Here is a 16,071-nt window from a genome sequence, read left to right on the forward strand (position 1 = left end):
TCGGCTCGGAAACGATTCGGCAACCACCGTCGGCTTTCCCGGCCATCGCGTGGCGGAATGAGCCCGGCGCGCTGGGCATTTCAATTAAGTGATAAGTGGAATGGCAAGAGTGGATCATCTCCGTTTGCAGTTCTGATGGCGAGGAAATCAAGGCGATGCCGCGCATTGGCAATGGGTGGCCGGAGTGGGCGTTTCCGATCGAAGTGGACAATCCGGAAACCAGCGCGATGCTGAGTACCAATGAACGCGACAACGGCGGGGGTTGCACATGTCCCGAGCGCGTACACAGCGGTGCTCATTCGCGCCTGATCCGCCGCACTTTCGGAACCCGCACTCCTCTCTTGCCGCCCCTTCGTGGCATTTCCTGATCGGCGCGTACGCAGCGCGCCCTCTGCAGCGTCCATAGCCCTACCGGCCCGCCTGAGGAGTTCTCATGAAGCGACTCTCGATCCTCGTTTCTACGCCGCTGGCCCTGCTTGTCGCGGCGGCACTGCCCGCGCAGGCTGTAAGCCCGCACTTCGTTTCAGCCGTCGCCCAGCTGGGCGGTACGAACTTGATCGTCTCGTTCAAGGAAGCCGGACTCGGCACCAACGAGAGCATCGACTATGCCGCGAGGGCGAGCGCGGCGGCCACGTACGTCTGCGTCAACCGGGGCGCGAGGAATCCCAGCGCCCAGAACAAGCAAGTCAATTCCGGCGAGGTGACCGCGACCGGCACATTCAGCTCTGGCAGGAACGGCCAGGTGACGGCCTCGCTCGCGATCCTCCCGCCGTCGCCGGAGGGCTTCTCCTGTCCGCCTGGACAGAGCCTGGAGATCGCGCGGGTGACCTATAAGGAGGTGGAGATCGCCGATGACACGAATGGTGTCACGGCGTCGATCCCAGGCACGTTCGGCGCTGGGTGCCTGTTGCCTGAAGTGAAGGGTGCCTGCTAGGGAGCCAAGGGTTCGAACGCGGAGGACCGGCCTGTGGGCCGGTCCTCCGCTGCTTGATAGCGGACAACTATCCGAGATAGGTGTCGAGCCCCGCGACCCTTGCGTAGTCGCTCACGTCGAGCGGGTTCAGGCCTAGGCGTACCAGCCGGGATAGAGGGCGGCGCAGTGGACGCGCCGGTTATATAGGACAATATGGCTTACATTATTATATTTAGCGGCGCAGAGAGTATATTAGTGGCCGAAGTAGGGCGGCTGGGTGAGCATTTCAATTAAATGACAAGCGGAGTGGCAAGTGTGCATCATCTCCGTTTGCAGTCCTGGTGGCGAGGAAATCAAGGCGATGTCGAACGTCCGCAATGGGTGACCGGAACGAGCGTTTCTGATCGAAGTGGACAATTTCCAACACGTCGGAATTGATACCCCCGAAAGGAAACTGAACTTGCTCAGGTCGAACGACATTGTTGGCGTTTCGGTCTGATCGGCACGCAATTCGCGCTTCTGCCGAACAGCGACTCTTCCCTGCACCTCATGTCAGCAAATGCCAAAATCCCGAATTCAGTGTAGAGCAACGCCTGAGGAGTTCTCATGAAGCGACTCTCGATCCTCGTTTCTACGCCGCTGGCCCTGCTTGTCGCGGCGGCACTGCCCGCGCAGGCTGTAAGCCCGCACTTCGTTTCAGCCAGCGCCCAGCTGGGCGGTACGAACTTGATCGTCTCGTTCAAGGAAGCCGGACTCGGCACCAACCAGAGCATCGACTACGTCGCGAGTGCGACCTCGACGGCCACGTACGTCTGCGTCAACCGGGGCGGGAAGAATCCCAGCGCCCAGAACAAGCAAGTCAATTCCGGCGAGGTGACCGCGACCGGCACGTTCAGCTCTGGCAGGAACGGTCAGGTGACGGCCTCGCTCGCGATCCTCCCGCCGTCGGCGGGGACCTTCTCCTGTCCGCCTGGACAGAGCCTGGAGATCGCGCAGGTGACCTACACGAGCGTTAAGATCACCGATGACACGAATGGCGTCACGGCGTCGATCCCGGGCACGTTCGACACCGGGTGCCTGTTGCCTGACGTGAAGGGCGCCTGCTAGGAAGCCAAGGGCTCGAACACGGAGGGCCGGCCCATGGGTCGGCCCTCCGCTGTTTGCTCCTCCCGATCAGGCGGCCACGACCTGGACGATCTCGCGAGGCCGTGTCTCACGCTGGTCATAGGCCAGATCGAGTGCCACCTCCTGTATCGCGGCCAGCGACGCGGCGAACGCCTCGTCCGACTCCCACTGCACGATCGAGATCACCGCGTCGCCTGCCGCCGGCCGTGCTCGAACGTTCGGTGGCGATGGTCCGCGACAGCCTCGCCGAGGTGTCAGGGGAGGGGGAGACGAGATTCGATAGCAGGGGCTGCCGGCGCCCGAGCAGGCGCCGGCCGCGCTCCGCGTGCTGGTGGCCGGGATCCTGCCGACCGTGGACGATCTCCACCGCACGGAGGAGGGCGCCGCCCCTCCTCGGGGTCACCAAGTTGGGTAAGCCAGGCTTGGGCGTCGTGTTCGATCCCCCGACGGTCTGGTGCGGTGCTGGAACCCGAAAGCGGTGATCACGATGAAGGCGGCCCAGATGGCGCAGTAGCCGCCGAAGATCGCGCCGCCGCGGTCAACGGCGGGGTGGGTCGATGCGGGCGCCGTCCGGGGTGAAGATCATGAGGCGGTTCTGGTCGATGGCCACCTTGGCGGGCTCGCCGGCGCGCCAGACCGGGCGGCCGCCCAGCCGGACGATGATGTCGGAGCGGCGGTGGATGCCGCTGCCGGCGTTCTGTCCGACTTTTTCCTGTTCCTCCCGCTCCTCGGGTTGGGAGAACATCCGGCGGACCAGCCCGCCGAGTCCGGCGGAGCGGTCCTTGCGACCGTTGACCTGGACACGCCGGTCCGGCGGCTCGGGCACCGGTACGGCAGGGACGCCGCACTCGATGTAGGCCAGCCACTCGTGGCCGTGGTACTCCAGCGCCCGCACCCGGCCGAAGAACGACGGCCCCTCGTACGACTCGGGCACCGGCGCCAGCCCGTCGGGGCGCAGGCCGACCAGCACCTGGCCGCCGGTGTGCTGGGAGATGGCGTAGGCGCGGGGATCGCTCCACGGGAGCGTCAGCCGGTGCGGGCCGAAGTCGAGCATGACGTACTGGTTCTGCGGCGTGCGCACGGTCGCGGCCAGGAGGTTCAGCTGCTGGGAGTTGAGGAAGGCCGCCACGAACGCCGTCGCCGGGTCGTTGTAGATCTGCGCCGGAGTGCCGACATCCTGCAGGACGCCACGGTTGAGTATGGCGATCCGGTCGGCCAGCGTGAGCGCCTCGACCTGGTCGTGCGTCACGTAGATGGTGGTGACGTTCAGCGATCTGACCAGGGCGGAGATCTCCATGCGCAGCTCGGTGCGCATGCCGGCGTCGAGGTTGGACAGCGGCTCGTCCATGAGGAACAGCTTGGGCTGGCGGACGATCGCCCGTCCCATCGCGACGCGCTGGCGCTGGCCGCCGGATAGGGTGCCAGGGCGGCGCTCCAGCGTGTCGTCGATGTGCAGCGCCTTGCTCAGCTCGGTGACGCGCTCGCGTACCTGTGCCGGGTCCGACTTGGCGATCTCCAGGGGGAAGGCGATGTTGCCGCGTACGGTCCTGTGCGGGTAGAGGGCGCCGTTCTGGAACACCATGGCGACATCGCGATCACGTGGCGCCAGGTGGTTGGCCAGCTGGCCGTCCAGCCAGAGGTCCCCCTCGGTGATCTCCTCGAGGCCCGCGATCATCCGCAGCAGCGTGGACTTGCCACAGCCGGAGGGGCCGAGCAGAACGAGGAACTCGCCATTTTCGGCCTTCAGGCTCAGTCGGTCTACCGCCAGGTAGCCACCCGGGTACACCTTGGTCACTTTGTCGAGAACGACCGAGCTCATGGGCCCAACACCTTGCGCACGTGTCACCTGTGACGGGGCTGATTGAAGGGGTAGTACATCGCGCCTTAACGCTACATGTCCACCCTTGTCATAAAAGATCTCTGCCCAATCGGGTTTCGGCTAGGGGTTTTGGGCATCCGATGGCGGAATCATCCGGAAAAATCGTGACTTGGAAGGGCTTGCGGGAAATTGCGGCAAGAGCTTTCATTGTCGGGACCGTCTTAGGGGCTGCGGAGCATGATCAGGGGTGGCGCGAGGCTGTGACGTACTCCGTGTACAGGCGCGGCTTCGCCGCCTCCTACGCCCCGCGCGCGTCACATCCGGCGGCCCGGGGGAAAGTACAGTGGCGCGCATGACCGGTCACGCGCGCCTCGCCGACATCGCCGCCCAGGCCGGGGTGAGCGAGGCCACGGTCAGCCGGGTGCTCAACGGCAAGCCCGGCGTCTCCGCCGCCACCCGCCAGGCCGTGATGACCGCGCTCGACCTCATGGGCTACGAACGGCCGCCCCGGCTGCGGCAGCGCAGCAACGGGCTCGTCGGCCTGGTCACCCCCGAGCTGGACAATCCGATCTTCCCGGCGTTCGCCCAGTCCATCGAGAAGGCGCTGACCCAGCACGGCTACACGCCCGTGCTCTGCACGCAACTGCCGGGCGGCGCGCCCGAGGACGAGTTCACCGAACTGCTGGTCGACCGTGGGGTGAGCGGCATCGTGTTCGTGTCGGGTCTGCACGCCGACACCACCGCGCGGATGGACCGTTACACCAGGCTCACCGACCGCGGGCTGCCGATCGTGCTGGTCGACGGCTACAGCGAGCACATCGACGCGCCGTTCATCTCGCCCGACGACCGGCTCGCCGCGCGGCTGGCCGTACAGCATCTCGTGGACCTCGGACACGAGCGGATCGGGCTGGCGCTGGGGCCGCGCAGGTTCGTACCCGTGATCAGGAAGATCGAGGGCTACCGGCAGGCCATGGCCCAGCTCCTCGGCACCAGCGCCGTCGACGAGCTGATCGCGCACTCGCTGTTCTCCGTCGAGGGCGGGCAGGCGGCGGCCATGCAGCTCCTGTCGCGCGGCTGCACCGGCATCGTGTGCGCCAGCGACCTGATGGCGCTGGGCGCGATCCGCGCCTGCCGCGAGAAGGGGCTGGCCGTGCCGGGCGAGGTGTCGGTGGTCGGCTTCGACGACTCGCCGCTGATCGCGTTCACGGATCCGCCACTGACCACCGTACGCAAGCCGATCGGCGCGATGGCCACGGCCGCGGTACAGACTTTGCTCGAAGAGGTCAACGGGGCGCCCGCCAAGCACGTGGAGCTCGTCTTCCAGCCCGAGCTGGTGGTCCGCGGCTCCACGGGCTCCGGCCCGCTGGTGAACCGATGACACCGTCCGTGCCCATACGCGATGTCCTGGTTTTCGGCGGCGCCGGGGTCGACACCACCGTGTACGTGCCCGCGCTGCCCCTCCCGTACGAGGACACCTACTCCGTACCGCCCGTCCTCGACCGGATCGGCAACACCGGCGCCGGTGTCGCGCTCGGCTGCGCGGCGCTCGGGCTCGACGTCACGTTCGCCGACCTGATCGGCGACGACCCGCAGGGCGCGCTGATCCGCCACGCGCTGCGCGGCCTCGACTTCATCTGGGCGCCGGCGCGGGCGGGCACCCGGCGCAGCGTCCTGCTGGTCGATCCGGACGGCCGCCGCACCTCGCTGTTCGACCCCAGGGCCACGCCCGGCGAGCGGCTCCCGAGCCACCTCTACAAGGGCGTCCGCGCGCGGCACGCGCACGTGTCGATCACCGACTTCTGCCGCCATGTGTTCCCGGACCTGGACATGCCCGTCTCCACGGACCTGCACGACTGGAACGGCGTCGACGACTACCACGAGGACTTCGCCTACCGCTCCGACCTCGTCTTCCTCTCGGCGGCCGCGCTCGCCGACCCGGCCGCCACCATGGCCGCCATCATCGAACGCGGCCGTGCCCACACGGTCGTCTGCACGCGCGGCGCCGACGGCTGCCTGGTCCTCACCCGCGACGCGCCGCTGCGCGCCTTCCCGGCCGCGCCTCTGCCCGGTCCGGTCGCCGACAGCAACGGCGCGGGCGACGCGTTCGTCTCTGGCTTCCTGTACGGCACTCTGCGCGGACTACCCCTGGAGCAGCGCGTACGGCTCGGCGCCACCGCCGGAGCCCACGCCTGCACCGTCCTCGGCACCCACGAGTCCCCGATCACCGAGCCCACCCTGCTGAGCCGGGTGATCAGCCAGGACGGGGTCACCGAGCCCACTCCACCGAGCCGCGCGAAGGAGCCGAGCCCTAGCGATACTCCGTGATCGCGTCCTGGCCGATCGCCCACAGCGGCTTCCCGCCGGGGAGCGCGGTCATCGCGGTCACCGGGGCGGGAGGCGTGACCCGCGACCACCGTCCGCCCGCTTCGGCCAGCAGTCGGTACGCGTCCTTCGCATCCTCGGCGACGGACCTCCGGGAGGCGACCCACACCACGCCACCGCTGTCGCGGGCGATCCCGGTCAACTGCCCGCCGTCGATGGCGACCGCCCGCCAGGCCGTGCCGTTCCACCGGTAGGACAGAGGCCGGAACGCGCCGTCCGACGTCTCGTAGCCGCCCACGGCCCACACGTCATCGGCGGCCACGGCCAGCACCGCCGAGACCCGCGAGTCGACCGAGCCGGACGGCGACGGCGAGGGCTCCGACGGTGAGGGCAGTGGTACGCGTCGCCAGGCGCGCCCGTCGAAGCGCGCGACGGCCGGCTCCGACTGCACGTAGCCGTCGTCCGGCAGCGGGTCCACCTCGCCGACCGCCCAGATGTCCTGCGGCGACACGGCGACGGCCGCGTACGTCGTGATGGGGATCGCCTGGCTGGTCCAGCGCTGCCCGTCGAAGTGCCGCGCCCACCCGTCACCGAGCGCCCACACCTGCCCCCCACCCAGCGCGACCACCTCGGACGGGCTCGCGGTATCCCCCTCAGAGGTGATCACCGGATCGGGGATGAACGACCAGCGCCGCCCGTCGAAGTGCAGCAGCCCGGACTCACCGCCCTCCTTGTCCTCGGCGATCACCCACACGTTGCCGGGGTCTGAGGCGTCTACCTTGGTGAGCGTGACGTATCGGGCTGCCTTCGGCAGTTCCTTCGTCAGCCGTCGCCAGCGCTCGCCATCCCAGCGGACCAGCAACGCCTCGTGGCCGTCGGTGCCGAACGTCCGCTCACCGACCGCCCACGCGTCGGCCGCGCCCGTGGCCGCGATGTCCAGGAAGTCGGCACCGTAGTCCAGCCCCTTCTGCCGGTAGACCACCCGCCAGCGACCCTCGGGGCGCGTCGCAACCGGGGTACTGCCGCTGGAGCCGGGGCTGGATGTGACGCGATCACTCGGGCTGGGTTTGGAGGCAACGCGATCCGTCGGGCCGGGGTCGCGGCCGTTAGCCGAAACGACCGAACATCCGGCCAATGCCACCATCGCCAGGGTGACAGCTGCCAGTCGCAGACCCACCATGCCTCCTGTGCGCGTCCGTCCTGGGTGATCTCCGTGGGCACGGGCCAAAAGGAGCGGCGCTCACACTACCGTCGCAGTGGTACACCCGCACGCCGCGGTCTCCTTCTCCAACTCGGGGCGCTTCAGGCTTCCGCGTGGCGGTCGATGCCGAGCGTGGCGATGAGGTCTTCATGGAGCTCGAACCAGACACGATGGCAGGAGTCGACATCGGTGCGGTCGACCCAGGCGCCCTGCCCGGCTCGGGCGCGCGCCAGGGCCGCGCCGAATCGCGTGTCGTATCCGCGGAACCGGGTGAGTACGCCCCGGAGCCGGTCCGCGAGTGGCAGGAGCGCGCGGTCGATGCCGGTGAGCTCGTCGAGGATCCGGGCGTCCCAGACGGGATCGGAGTGGTCGTTGACGGCGAGCCGATCGCCGGCGGTGGGCCGGAGCTGCCAGTCGGTACAGGCTCGTAGCAGGAGGGCGTTCAGTGGGAGGAACTCGCGGTAGGCGCCACGGACCTCGTCGGCACCGCCGACGCGGGCGAGCTCGGCCGCGAGCAGGCGCTCGTTCTCGGCTCGGCCCGTTTCGGTCAACGACCAACCCCCGCTTCCGGCGAAGGCGGTGTGCTCGACCCACCCACGTGCCTCGGCGTCGTGCAGCACCTCTTTCGTCTCGGCCGCGTCGAGCCCGTACCGATAAGCGATCACCGGGGTGTCCGCGAACCCGGTGATGCGTACGGAGTGCAGGACCAGGAGGTCGGTCGCGGAGTCCCGTGTCATGAGTCGGCGTCCGATCGTCCTGCCAGGCGGGTGTAATGCTGCTGGCACGCCTGCGGCGAGTTGAACCCCATCGCCTGCGCCATCTGTGCCCAGGTCAGTCCCGCGCTCCGGGCCGTGAACAGCAGCCCGGCTTCGAGTCCTTCCACCTCGGCGCGTGCGGCGGGCAGGAGGGCGAGCGCGCTCAGGATGTCCTCCGGGCCCAAATCGGCGTTGCGCCAGACGGCGAACTGCACGAGGTCGACCGCCGACAGCGGGGCGGGCGAGGGTCGCCATGGACGGGCGTCGAGCTCATCCGCGCCCAGGTCCAGGAGACGCTCACGCGCGTCCGCCTCGCGGCGGGCCTGTACGTGATCGGTCTGCGTGTTGTGAGCGATGTCCTGCTTGCGTGGCATGCACTTATCCTGCACAATCAACAAAACGTTGTCAATCATTTGTTGAAGGGTAAGGATGGATGATCGTACCCCTCATGGAGGCTGCCGCCGATACCTGCGGAGGTAAGGCCGGCGCACTCGGCACGTTGCTCCGCGCGGGTCTGCCGGTTCCTGACGGCTTCGTCGTCTCCTACGCCGCGTACCACGCCGCCATCCGCGACCTGGACCTCGGGCGGCTCGCCGGCGAGCCGGACGTGGCGCGGCAGATGCTTGAGTCCCGCCCGGTCCACGCCACCGTGGTCGATGCGCTGCGCCGCGCGCTCGACGAGCTCGGCGACCCGCCCGTGGCGGTCAGATCGTCGGCGGCGAATGAGGACACCGGCCAGGCATCGGCGGCCGGTCAGTACGAGAGCTTTCTCGCCGTGCGTGGAGCCGGTGAGGTCGCCGATGCCGTACGCGCCTGCTGGGCCTCGTTGTTCTCTCCCCGGGCCATCGACTACCGGCGCGACGACCAGCCGTCCGACGATCTTGTGATGGCCGTCCTCGTCCAACGCCATGTGGATGCCGAGGTCTCCGGGGTCATGTTCACGCCCGCGGGCCCGGACGACGCGACCCAGATCGAGGCGTCCTGGGGGCTCGGCCCCAGCGTCGTCGGAGGCACGGTCACCCCTGACGCCTACCGCGTCGCCGAGGACGCGTCGGTCACCCGTACCGTCGCGGACAAACGGACCCGCCTTGACCGGTACGGCACACGGCTCGTCATGAGCGACGTGCCTGCTGGTACCCGGAACCAGCCGACGATCGACGACGCGACCGCCACGCAACTGGCCAAGCTGGGCGAAGACATCGCCGCCGTACGGGGTGGGCCACAGGACATCGAGTGGGCGATCGTCGACGGCCGCGTCTGGATCCTGCAAGCACGCCCGGTCACGGCCGCACCCCCACCGCCGACCTCGCCTTCCAGCGCCTCGCACACCCCAGCCACCGCACTCACCGGAACCCCAACGACCGCACTCACCGGAGCCCCAGCCGCCACGCCCCCCGGAGCCCCCGGCGGCCACGGGACCGTATCTGGCACGCTCACCGGAACACCGGGCAGCCACGGGATCGTAACCGGCGCCGCGAGAATCGTTCGCGGCCCCGGCGACTTCGCCCGCGTGCGCCCGGGCGACATCCTCGTCTGCCCCTTCACCGACCCCGCTTGGACACCGCTGCTGCGCGTCGCCGCCGGTGTCATCACCGAGACCGGAGGCGTGCTCTCCCACGCCGCGATCGTCGCTCGTGAGCACGCCATCCCCGCCGTCCTCGGCATCCCGAACGCGACGAGCACGCTCCACGACGACACCGTCATCACCCTCGATGGCACCAACGGCACCGTCACGGCGGCACCCGCGTGACTGATCACGCCGGTCTCTGTCAGACCAAGAGCCGACCCCACCCAGGCATCCCGTCACCGAACCCACACCTACGGATCGAAATCGAAGGAGATGGGAAGCGGGCCCGCACGGGCACCGCGCCCCTGACTACTGATGGCAACGCGACACCTCTACCTGGCGCGCCACGGCGCGGCCAACGCGTTCGGGGAGCTCACCGGCATCGGGAACCAGCAGGCGGGCCTGCTGGGCGAGCGGCTCGCCGGCGTACCGGTCGACGCCGTGTGGCACTCTCCGCTGCCACGCGCCGTGGCGAGCGCCCACGAACTCGCCCGGCATCTACCGAACGTGCCCGTGGCCGAGGCCGCCGAACTCATCGACCACGTGCCCTACGTCCCCAGTCCGGCCGAAACGCCTCCGTCCTGGGTCGGCTTCTTCGACGGCTACGACGAAGCAGAGGCAGCCTCGGGCCAGAGGCTGGCCGAGGCCCTGGTCGCCCGGTTCGCGAAGGTCCCCGAGAGGGCCACTGAGACGACCGCCAAAGCCACTGAGACGACCGCCAAAGGCACTGAGACGACCCCCGAAGGGACCCAGCGCGACACACACGAGGTCCTGGTGACGCACGCCTATCCGATCGCGTGGCTGGTGCGACACGCGCTGGACGCGCCGCCATCCCGGTGGCTCGGACTGAACAGCGCCAACACCGCGCTGACGGTCATCGAGTACCGCGACCGCCTGCCGCCCACGCTCGTGATGTTCAACGACATGAGTCACCTCCCGACCGGCCTGCGCTGGACCGGGTTCCCCGAAAGCATCAGGCCGTGAGGTAGCTCCTGCTGTCCGTACGGCCGAGGCGCTCTAGGGTCGAGAACGTGAACCTCATCGGTGCGGTGGTCCAGTTGTGTGCGCTGGTGGTGGCGTTCAGGCCGCGCGTCCCTCCCGCGTACTCGGCCGTGGGCGGGGGAGCGGTCTCCCTGGCGATCACCGCCTACCATCCGCTGACCGGTACCCGTGGAGACGGCACGTTCTGGCTGCTGATCGAGGTGCCGGCACTGCTCGTGCTGACGATGCTCGCGGCCCGCCGCGCGCCTCTCGCAGCCCTCGTACCCGGTCTCGCGGTTTCGACCATCTTGCTGAGAATGGTCTGGCCCGGCCCGCCCTCGCTGATCCTGGCCGGTTGCGCGGGCTGGTCGCTGGGGGCGGTCGGGGTCGCCACGGCCGGGCTCTACCTGCGTTCGCTCGACGGCAACCGGCGTCGGGCGGTGGCGCAGGCCGTACGGGATCAGCGGCTCGCTCTGGCGCGTGACCTGCACGATTTCGTGGCGCACGATGTCAGCGGCATGCTCGTACAGGCCCAGGCCGCCCGGCTCGCTCCAGAGCTGCCGCCGCGGATCGAGGACGCCCTGCGGCGCATCGAGGAGGGCGGCCAGCAGGCCCTGACGTGTTAGAAACCTGACGCCGGTCATGTGCCGGATCACTCCCTGAGGCGACACTTCCCAGGGCACACCGGCACCGGGTCAGTCGAGATCGCCGAGAACGCGCTGGTGGACGACCCGATCCCGCGCAGAGGTGCGGTACACGTGAGCGTGCCACGGGTGGAAGGGTGAGATGACACATGACGAGGGTGGAAGCTTGGGATGACGTACGGCCAGCCGGTAGCTGGGGTGACGTGCGTCCGGCTGGAAGGTGGGGGGACATGCGCGTGATGGGTGGGCGGTCTGAGGGCGCTCGGCTGGTGGGGGCGGTGGCGTGACGACTCGGGTTCTCGTCGCGGACGATCAAGATGACGTACGGATCGGGTTCCGGCTCATTCTCGACTCCCAGCCCGATATGACGGTCGTGGGGGAGGCGGCTGACGGGCAGGCGGCGGTGGGGCTCGCCCGGCATCTCAAGCCCGACGTCGTGCTGGCCGACATCCGCATGCCCAAGCTCGACGGGCTTGAGGTCACCAGGGTGCTCGCGCGGGAGACGCGGGTGATCGTGGCGACCACGTTCGACCTCGATGACTACGTGCACACCGCACTACGCAACGGCGCTTGCGGGTTTCTGCTGAAACGGTCGGGACCGACGCTGCTCGTCGAGGCGATACGTGCCGCCATGGCCGGGGACACGCTCATCAGCCCCCAGGTCACCGTGCGGCTGTTGCGCCACCTCCGCGCCGCCCGGCCGGAGCCGCCGGGGGAGCCGCTCACGGAGCGCGAGGTGGAGGTCGCGCGCCTGGTCGCGCATGGGCGTACGAATGGTGAGATCGCCGCCGAGTTGTCCATCAGCGCCGGCACGGCGAAGACGCATGTGGCCAACATCCAGCGCAAGGTGGGAGCGGCCAACCGGGTCGGGATCGCGGCCTGGGCTTGGAACTCGGGGATCGCCTGAGGCTCGGCCGTTGGCCCACAGCAGGGTCTCCCAGGCCCCGGCTCGCTCCCGGAGCCCACGGGCGTACCGCGAGGTCCATGGTGCTCAGTTCCCGCGCTCCGGCGGCCAGGTCCGTGGCGTACCACAGGAGCGTGTCGGCCATGTGCGCCACGGTCCACCCCATGCCGGGGATCGAGCGGGACCAGTCCATTCCAGGTACGCGTGGCACTCGGTCGTCGCCGCCATGAGGGTCTGGAGCGGCGGCGACGAGACCGTAACAGACGGCGTCCGACTTCAGAAAGACACCATTTGTCGCTAACGATCTGACAAATCCAGTGTTCGCCCCCCGCAAGCCGGGTACGCATGGCGCAAACCGGGTGACGTGTGAGCCGGATCACACTGGGAGTCCCGGTCCGGGCTGAGGAGGCGCGGGTGACGCACGATCACGGGTTACCAGCGGCGGAGCACCAATCCCAGGTGAGAAGAGCGGCGACGGCGAGCGTCGTCGGTACGGCCATCGAGTGGTATGACTTCTTTCTCTATGGCACGGCCGCGGCGACCGTGTTCGCCGACGTCTTCTTCCCCAAGTCCACCCCCTATGCGGGTGTTCTGGCGTCCTTCGCCACGTACGCGGTCGGGTTCGCCGCCCGGCCGGTCGGCGCGGCGATCTTCGGGCACTGGGGCGACCGCATCGGGCGTAAGGCCACGCTCATCATCACCCTTGTCATGATGGGCGTCTCCAGCGCGCTCATCGGCGTGCTGCCCGGCACCGCCACGATCGGCGTGATCGCGCCGATCCTGCTCGTCACCCTGCGCATCCTGCAAGGGATCGCGGTCGGCGGCGAGTGGAGTGGCTCGGTGCTGCTGTCGATGGAGTGGGGCAATCAGCGCAGGCGCGGCCTGATGGCCAGCTGGCCGCAGGTCGGCGTGCCCATCGGCCTCATACTCGGCACCGGCGCGATGTCGCTGGTGGCTCTCGCGGCCGGCGACTCGTTCAAGGACTGGGGCTGGCGGATTCCGTTCCTGGCGAGCCTGGTGCTGGTCGCCATCGGCCTCTGGGTGCGGTTGCGGGTCATGGAGACGCCGCTGTTCGCCAAGCTCCTCGAGACCAGGCAGGTGGCCAAGCTGCCGGTGGTCGAGGTGCTCAAGAGGCACCCGAAGGAGGTCGTGCTCAGCGCGCTCCTGCGCATCCCGGAGCAGATGCCGTTCTACCTCTATACGACATTCGTGATCACCTACATCACGTCCCCGACCATCGGGATGTCGCGAACGTTCGCCTTCGCCGCCGTCAGCGCCGCGGCGGCCGTCGAGCTCTTCGCGATCCCGTACTTCGGACATCTCAGCGATCGAATAGGCCGCCGCAGGCTCTACCTCATCGGGGCCGCGCTGCTGGCGGTGATCGCCTTCCCCTACTACGCGCTGCTCAACACCGGCATCGCCGTCGTCATCCTGGTCACGATGATGGTCACGCAGCTCCAGCACTCGATGGAGTACGGTCCGCAGGCGGCGCTCATCGCGGAGAGCTTCCCGACCAGTCTGCGGTACGGGGGCGCCGGGCTGGGATACCAGCTGGCCTCCGTCATCGCGGGTGGACCGGCACCGCTGATCGCCACCTGGCTGCTGCACGACTACGGCTGGCAGGCCATCTCCGTGTTCATGATCATCGGTGCGGTGATCGGCTTGATCGCGACGTACGCGCTGCCCGATCGGTCAAAGGTCGATATCTCCGATCCCGCCTCGTACAGCACTAATCGAGCGTCTTGAATTCTCTGTGGTTCCCTGAAGGAATCAGGCAACTCGGACGGGCGTGGCCTGGCCTGGGCTGTTCCCGTGCTCGATGAGCGTGAGCACGGGGGTGGCTTTGGCGTGGTGGAAGCCGGTCCGATGGTGAGAATTCCTGGCATGCCCTGTCCGGTACGGCTGGTGCCGTCCCGGCTGGGGTGCATGGCCCGCCGGACGCTGTCCACCGCCGGTGGGCGGTGGGGCGGGCACCGTGCGCCGGTCGGGCACACGGCTGGAGGTCATCGGGTTGTTGCGTGGGCTGGCCTGGGTGCGGGTGGGCCGTTTCGGGGTGGGACGGTTTTTGGCTCTGTCGCGTGCTGCCGGGCGGGGGTGCAGGTCTGTTCGGGTGCGGCGGGCGCGGCGGGCCGCCCGGGTGGGCCTGCGTGTTGATCGGGCGCGGGCGACGTTGCCTTCCACGATGGCGTGGATGGTGCGCGCCCCGGCGGAACGGTGGGTGCGGGTGGTGTGTTGGCCGAGCAGGCCGCGGGAGACGATCCGCTCGGCCGCTGCCCAGTCCCGATCACAGGACAGGCCGCAGGCCGGGCAGTAGGCCCACCTCCAGCCCCGCTCGCCGAGCCGATCCGGGGCCGGGCAATGCTGGAGCACCGACGTGCCATCCCCGCACCGGGGGCAGTACCGGGAAGTCCCACGCGCCGCGACCGTGACCACCGCGATGGCGTCCTTGGCCGCCAGATGTCGGATCGCCTGCACGATCCGGCCGCGCACCTGCCCCGACAGGCGCGCGTTCGCCCTGGCCCGGCGTCCGCGCGCCTCCAGGGTGGCCAGGTCCTCCAGATAGATGACCGTCGCCCCTGCGGCGGTGGCCTGGTCGACCGCCCACCGCGCCGCCGACCAGGTCAGTGCCTTGTTCAGGTTGCGGATACGGGCGCACAGCCGCTCATGCTCGACCCCGAGAGCCCGGCAGGCCGCGCTCAACGTGGCGCGGCGGGGATCGGCGACGGTCATCCAGGCCAGGAGTCGTTGTTGATGCTTTATCTTGGCGGCCAGGTGTTCACGCTCGGCCCGCAGCCGGTGCAGCTTGGCCGACACACCGCTCGCGTCGTAGACGAACGGCCGCCCATCACTGATCACCCGGTCATCGGCCAACTCCGCTGCCACGCCGGTCAGTAGCCCGTTGAGGCCCCAGTCGAACCCGCACCCGACCCGATGGCCGGTAGCGGGCGCGAAGCCGACCGGGATCTGGAACGGCAGATCGACGCGCACCCGCCCCTTGACCACCCGCACGGTAGGGGCGCACAACGCCGCCTCAGCCGGCACCGTCGGCGGCAGCGCGACTGGCAGCACATGCCACGCCCAGTCCCTGGCGGACGCGGGGAATTCGACCAGGGGAAGCCGCACCCGCAGCCGGGCACTGTGGTGGCCGGTGCGCTCCAGGGTGAGCAGTTGCCGGTCGGCCGCCGCCAGCACGACCTGCGCCGCAACGTTCGGCGGCTCCTCCAGTTCGGTCAGATCGGCCGGGAACGCGCCATGCGCGTCGAGGTAGGCGCGAACCTGCCGGGTGCGGTTGCGGATGTCGGCCGCCGTCACCCCGTCCGGCAGCAGCGCACGCAGCGCCTCCCACTCGGCGCCGGTGCGTGCACCCGTATCCTGCGGCCAGGTGGCCACGATCGCCGCCACCAGACGGCGCCGGTGCAAGGCCAGCCGCAACAGGCGGGCGGCCTGCTCCTGGGCGCACCGCAGCACCCGATCACAGACGTACACGCCCGAGGGCGGGCTCACACCCCAGCCGAGCCTGCGCAGCGCCATCCAGCCCTTCGACGGCAACACCCGCCCGTCCAACCCAACCCCGCCGGTCAGCCCATCCAGATCAGCCAGATTCCACCGGGCCACCACCAAACGGGCGGTCACATCGCGCGCCAGGCCGCTCAGCCAGGCCACCCGCCGCACCAGCAGCGCCTGCGCGACGACCTCACCAGTCGCCTCCACCACCGCCGCGTAAGCGGTGCAGGAGGCCGTCGCGGTGAGCTTACTCACCCACCGCCCCCCTCAGCTCACGGGTGACCAGGCGGCATCGACGCGTGCACCGCACGACCTGGAGCCCAACCTGCACCCGCC

General features: G+C 69.1%; 16 protein-coding genes. 10 read left to right on the forward strand and 6 right to left on the reverse strand.

What is annotated here, in order from left to right:
* The first annotated feature begins 95 nt into the window (after nt 1-95).
* The 3 genes from AB0J16_RS56840 to AB0J16_RS56850 all read left to right on the forward strand — a co-directional run bounded on the left by AB0J16_RS56840 (nt 96) and on the right by AB0J16_RS56850 (nt 2,020).
* Nucleotides 96-368 carry a hypothetical protein gene (locus AB0J16_RS56840; RefSeq protein ID WP_358556914.1) on the forward strand — a complete coding sequence of 91 codons (273 nt, stop codon included), beginning with the start codon at nt 96-98 and terminating at the stop codon, nt 366-368.
* Between the two features lie 65 nt (nt 369-433).
* Nucleotides 434-934 carry a hypothetical protein gene (locus AB0J16_RS56845; RefSeq protein WP_358556917.1) on the forward strand — a complete coding sequence of 167 codons (501 nt, stop codon included), beginning with the start codon at nt 434-436 and terminating at the stop codon, nt 932-934.
* A 585-nt stretch (nt 935-1,519) separates the two neighbouring features.
* Nucleotides 1,520-2,020: a hypothetical protein gene (locus tag AB0J16_RS56850; RefSeq protein ID WP_358556920.1), complete on the forward strand. Its 501-nt coding sequence runs from the start codon at nt 1,520-1,522 to the stop codon at nt 2,018-2,020.
* Between the two features lie 66 nt (nt 2,021-2,086).
* On the opposite strand, the gene AB0J16_RS56855 is transcribed toward AB0J16_RS56850, so the two are convergent.
* Both AB0J16_RS56855 and AB0J16_RS56860 read right to left on the reverse strand, forming a co-directional pair.
* Nucleotides 2,087-2,224: a hypothetical protein gene (locus tag AB0J16_RS56855; RefSeq protein WP_358556922.1), complete on the reverse strand. Its 138-nt coding sequence runs from the start codon at nt 2,222-2,224 to the stop codon at nt 2,087-2,089.
* 352 nt (nt 2,225-2,576) lie between these two features.
* Complete coding sequence (locus AB0J16_RS56860; RefSeq protein WP_358556925.1) at nt 2,577-3,857, reverse strand: ATP-binding cassette domain-containing protein; 1,281 nt, start codon at nt 3,855-3,857, stop codon at nt 2,577-2,579.
* 352 nt (nt 3,858-4,209) lie between these two features.
* Here AB0J16_RS56860 and AB0J16_RS56865 point away from each other — a divergent pair, with 352 nt between their 5' ends.
* Both AB0J16_RS56865 and AB0J16_RS56870 read left to right on the forward strand, forming a co-directional pair.
* Nucleotides 4,210-5,235 carry a LacI family DNA-binding transcriptional regulator gene (locus tag AB0J16_RS56865; RefSeq protein ID WP_358556928.1) on the forward strand — a complete coding sequence of 342 codons (1,026 nt, stop codon included), beginning with the start codon at nt 4,210-4,212 and terminating at the stop codon, nt 5,233-5,235.
* Complete coding sequence (locus AB0J16_RS56870; protein ID WP_358556931.1) at nt 5,232-6,182, forward strand: PfkB family carbohydrate kinase; 951 nt, start codon at nt 5,232-5,234, stop codon at nt 6,180-6,182. Before AB0J16_RS56865 ends, AB0J16_RS56870 begins: the two co-directional genes overlap by 4 nt.
* Here AB0J16_RS56870 and AB0J16_RS56875 read toward each other — a convergent pair.
* The 3 genes from AB0J16_RS56875 to AB0J16_RS56885 form a co-directional block, all read right to left on the reverse strand.
* Entirely contained in the window at nt 6,166-7,161 is a 996-nt protein-coding gene (locus AB0J16_RS56875) for a hypothetical protein (protein ID WP_358556934.1), read from the reverse strand. The two genes, AB0J16_RS56870 and AB0J16_RS56875, sit on opposite strands and share 17 nt — an antisense overlap.
* Before the next feature lie 320 nt (nt 7,162-7,481).
* Nucleotides 7,482-8,117, reverse strand: a complete 636-nt coding sequence (locus AB0J16_RS56880; protein WP_358556937.1) for a transcriptional regulator — start codon at nt 8,115-8,117, stop codon at nt 7,482-7,484.
* Nucleotides 8,114-8,509, reverse strand: coding sequence for a DNA-binding protein (locus AB0J16_RS56885; RefSeq protein WP_358556939.1), 396 nt, complete (start codon nt 8,507-8,509; stop codon nt 8,114-8,116). Before AB0J16_RS56885 ends, AB0J16_RS56880 begins: the two co-directional genes overlap by 4 nt.
* Nucleotides 8,510-8,568: 59 nt before the next feature.
* Here AB0J16_RS56885 and AB0J16_RS56890 point away from each other — a divergent pair, with 59 nt between their 5' ends.
* The 5 genes from AB0J16_RS56890 to AB0J16_RS56910 all read left to right on the forward strand — a co-directional run bounded on the left by AB0J16_RS56890 (nt 8,569) and on the right by AB0J16_RS56910 (nt 13,977).
* Nucleotides 8,569-9,885, forward strand: coding sequence for a PEP/pyruvate-binding domain-containing protein (locus AB0J16_RS56890; protein ID WP_358556942.1), 1,317 nt, complete (start codon nt 8,569-8,571; stop codon nt 9,883-9,885).
* A 132-nt stretch (nt 9,886-10,017) separates the two neighbouring features.
* Nucleotides 10,018-10,686: a histidine phosphatase family protein gene (locus tag AB0J16_RS56895; RefSeq protein ID WP_358556945.1), complete on the forward strand. Its 669-nt coding sequence runs from the start codon at nt 10,018-10,020 to the stop codon at nt 10,684-10,686.
* Between the two features lie 47 nt (nt 10,687-10,733).
* Nucleotides 10,734-11,309 (forward strand): histidine kinase dimerization/phosphoacceptor domain-containing protein, encoded by a 576-nt coding sequence (locus AB0J16_RS56900; protein WP_358556948.1) that lies wholly within the window; start codon nt 10,734-10,736, stop codon nt 11,307-11,309.
* Nucleotides 11,310-11,610: 301 nt separating this feature from the next.
* Nucleotides 11,611-12,234: a response regulator transcription factor gene (locus AB0J16_RS56905; protein ID WP_358556951.1), complete on the forward strand. Its 624-nt coding sequence runs from the start codon at nt 11,611-11,613 to the stop codon at nt 12,232-12,234.
* 456 nt (nt 12,235-12,690) lie between these two features.
* Nucleotides 12,691-13,977 (forward strand): MFS transporter, encoded by a 1,287-nt coding sequence (locus AB0J16_RS56910; RefSeq protein WP_358556954.1) that lies wholly within the window; start codon nt 12,691-12,693, stop codon nt 13,975-13,977.
* A 24-nt stretch (nt 13,978-14,001) separates the two neighbouring features.
* On the opposite strand, the gene AB0J16_RS56915 is transcribed toward AB0J16_RS56910, so the two are convergent.
* Nucleotides 14,002-15,990, reverse strand: a complete 1,989-nt coding sequence (locus tag AB0J16_RS56915; RefSeq protein ID WP_358556957.1) for a zinc ribbon domain-containing protein — start codon at nt 15,988-15,990, stop codon at nt 14,002-14,004.
* Nucleotides 15,991-16,071 lie beyond the last annotated feature (81 nt).

Origin of the sequence: Nonomuraea sp. NPDC049750 (assembly GCF_040659625.1) — a bacterium.
Taxonomy (GTDB): Bacteria; Actinomycetota; Actinomycetes; order Streptosporangiales; family Streptosporangiaceae; genus Nonomuraea.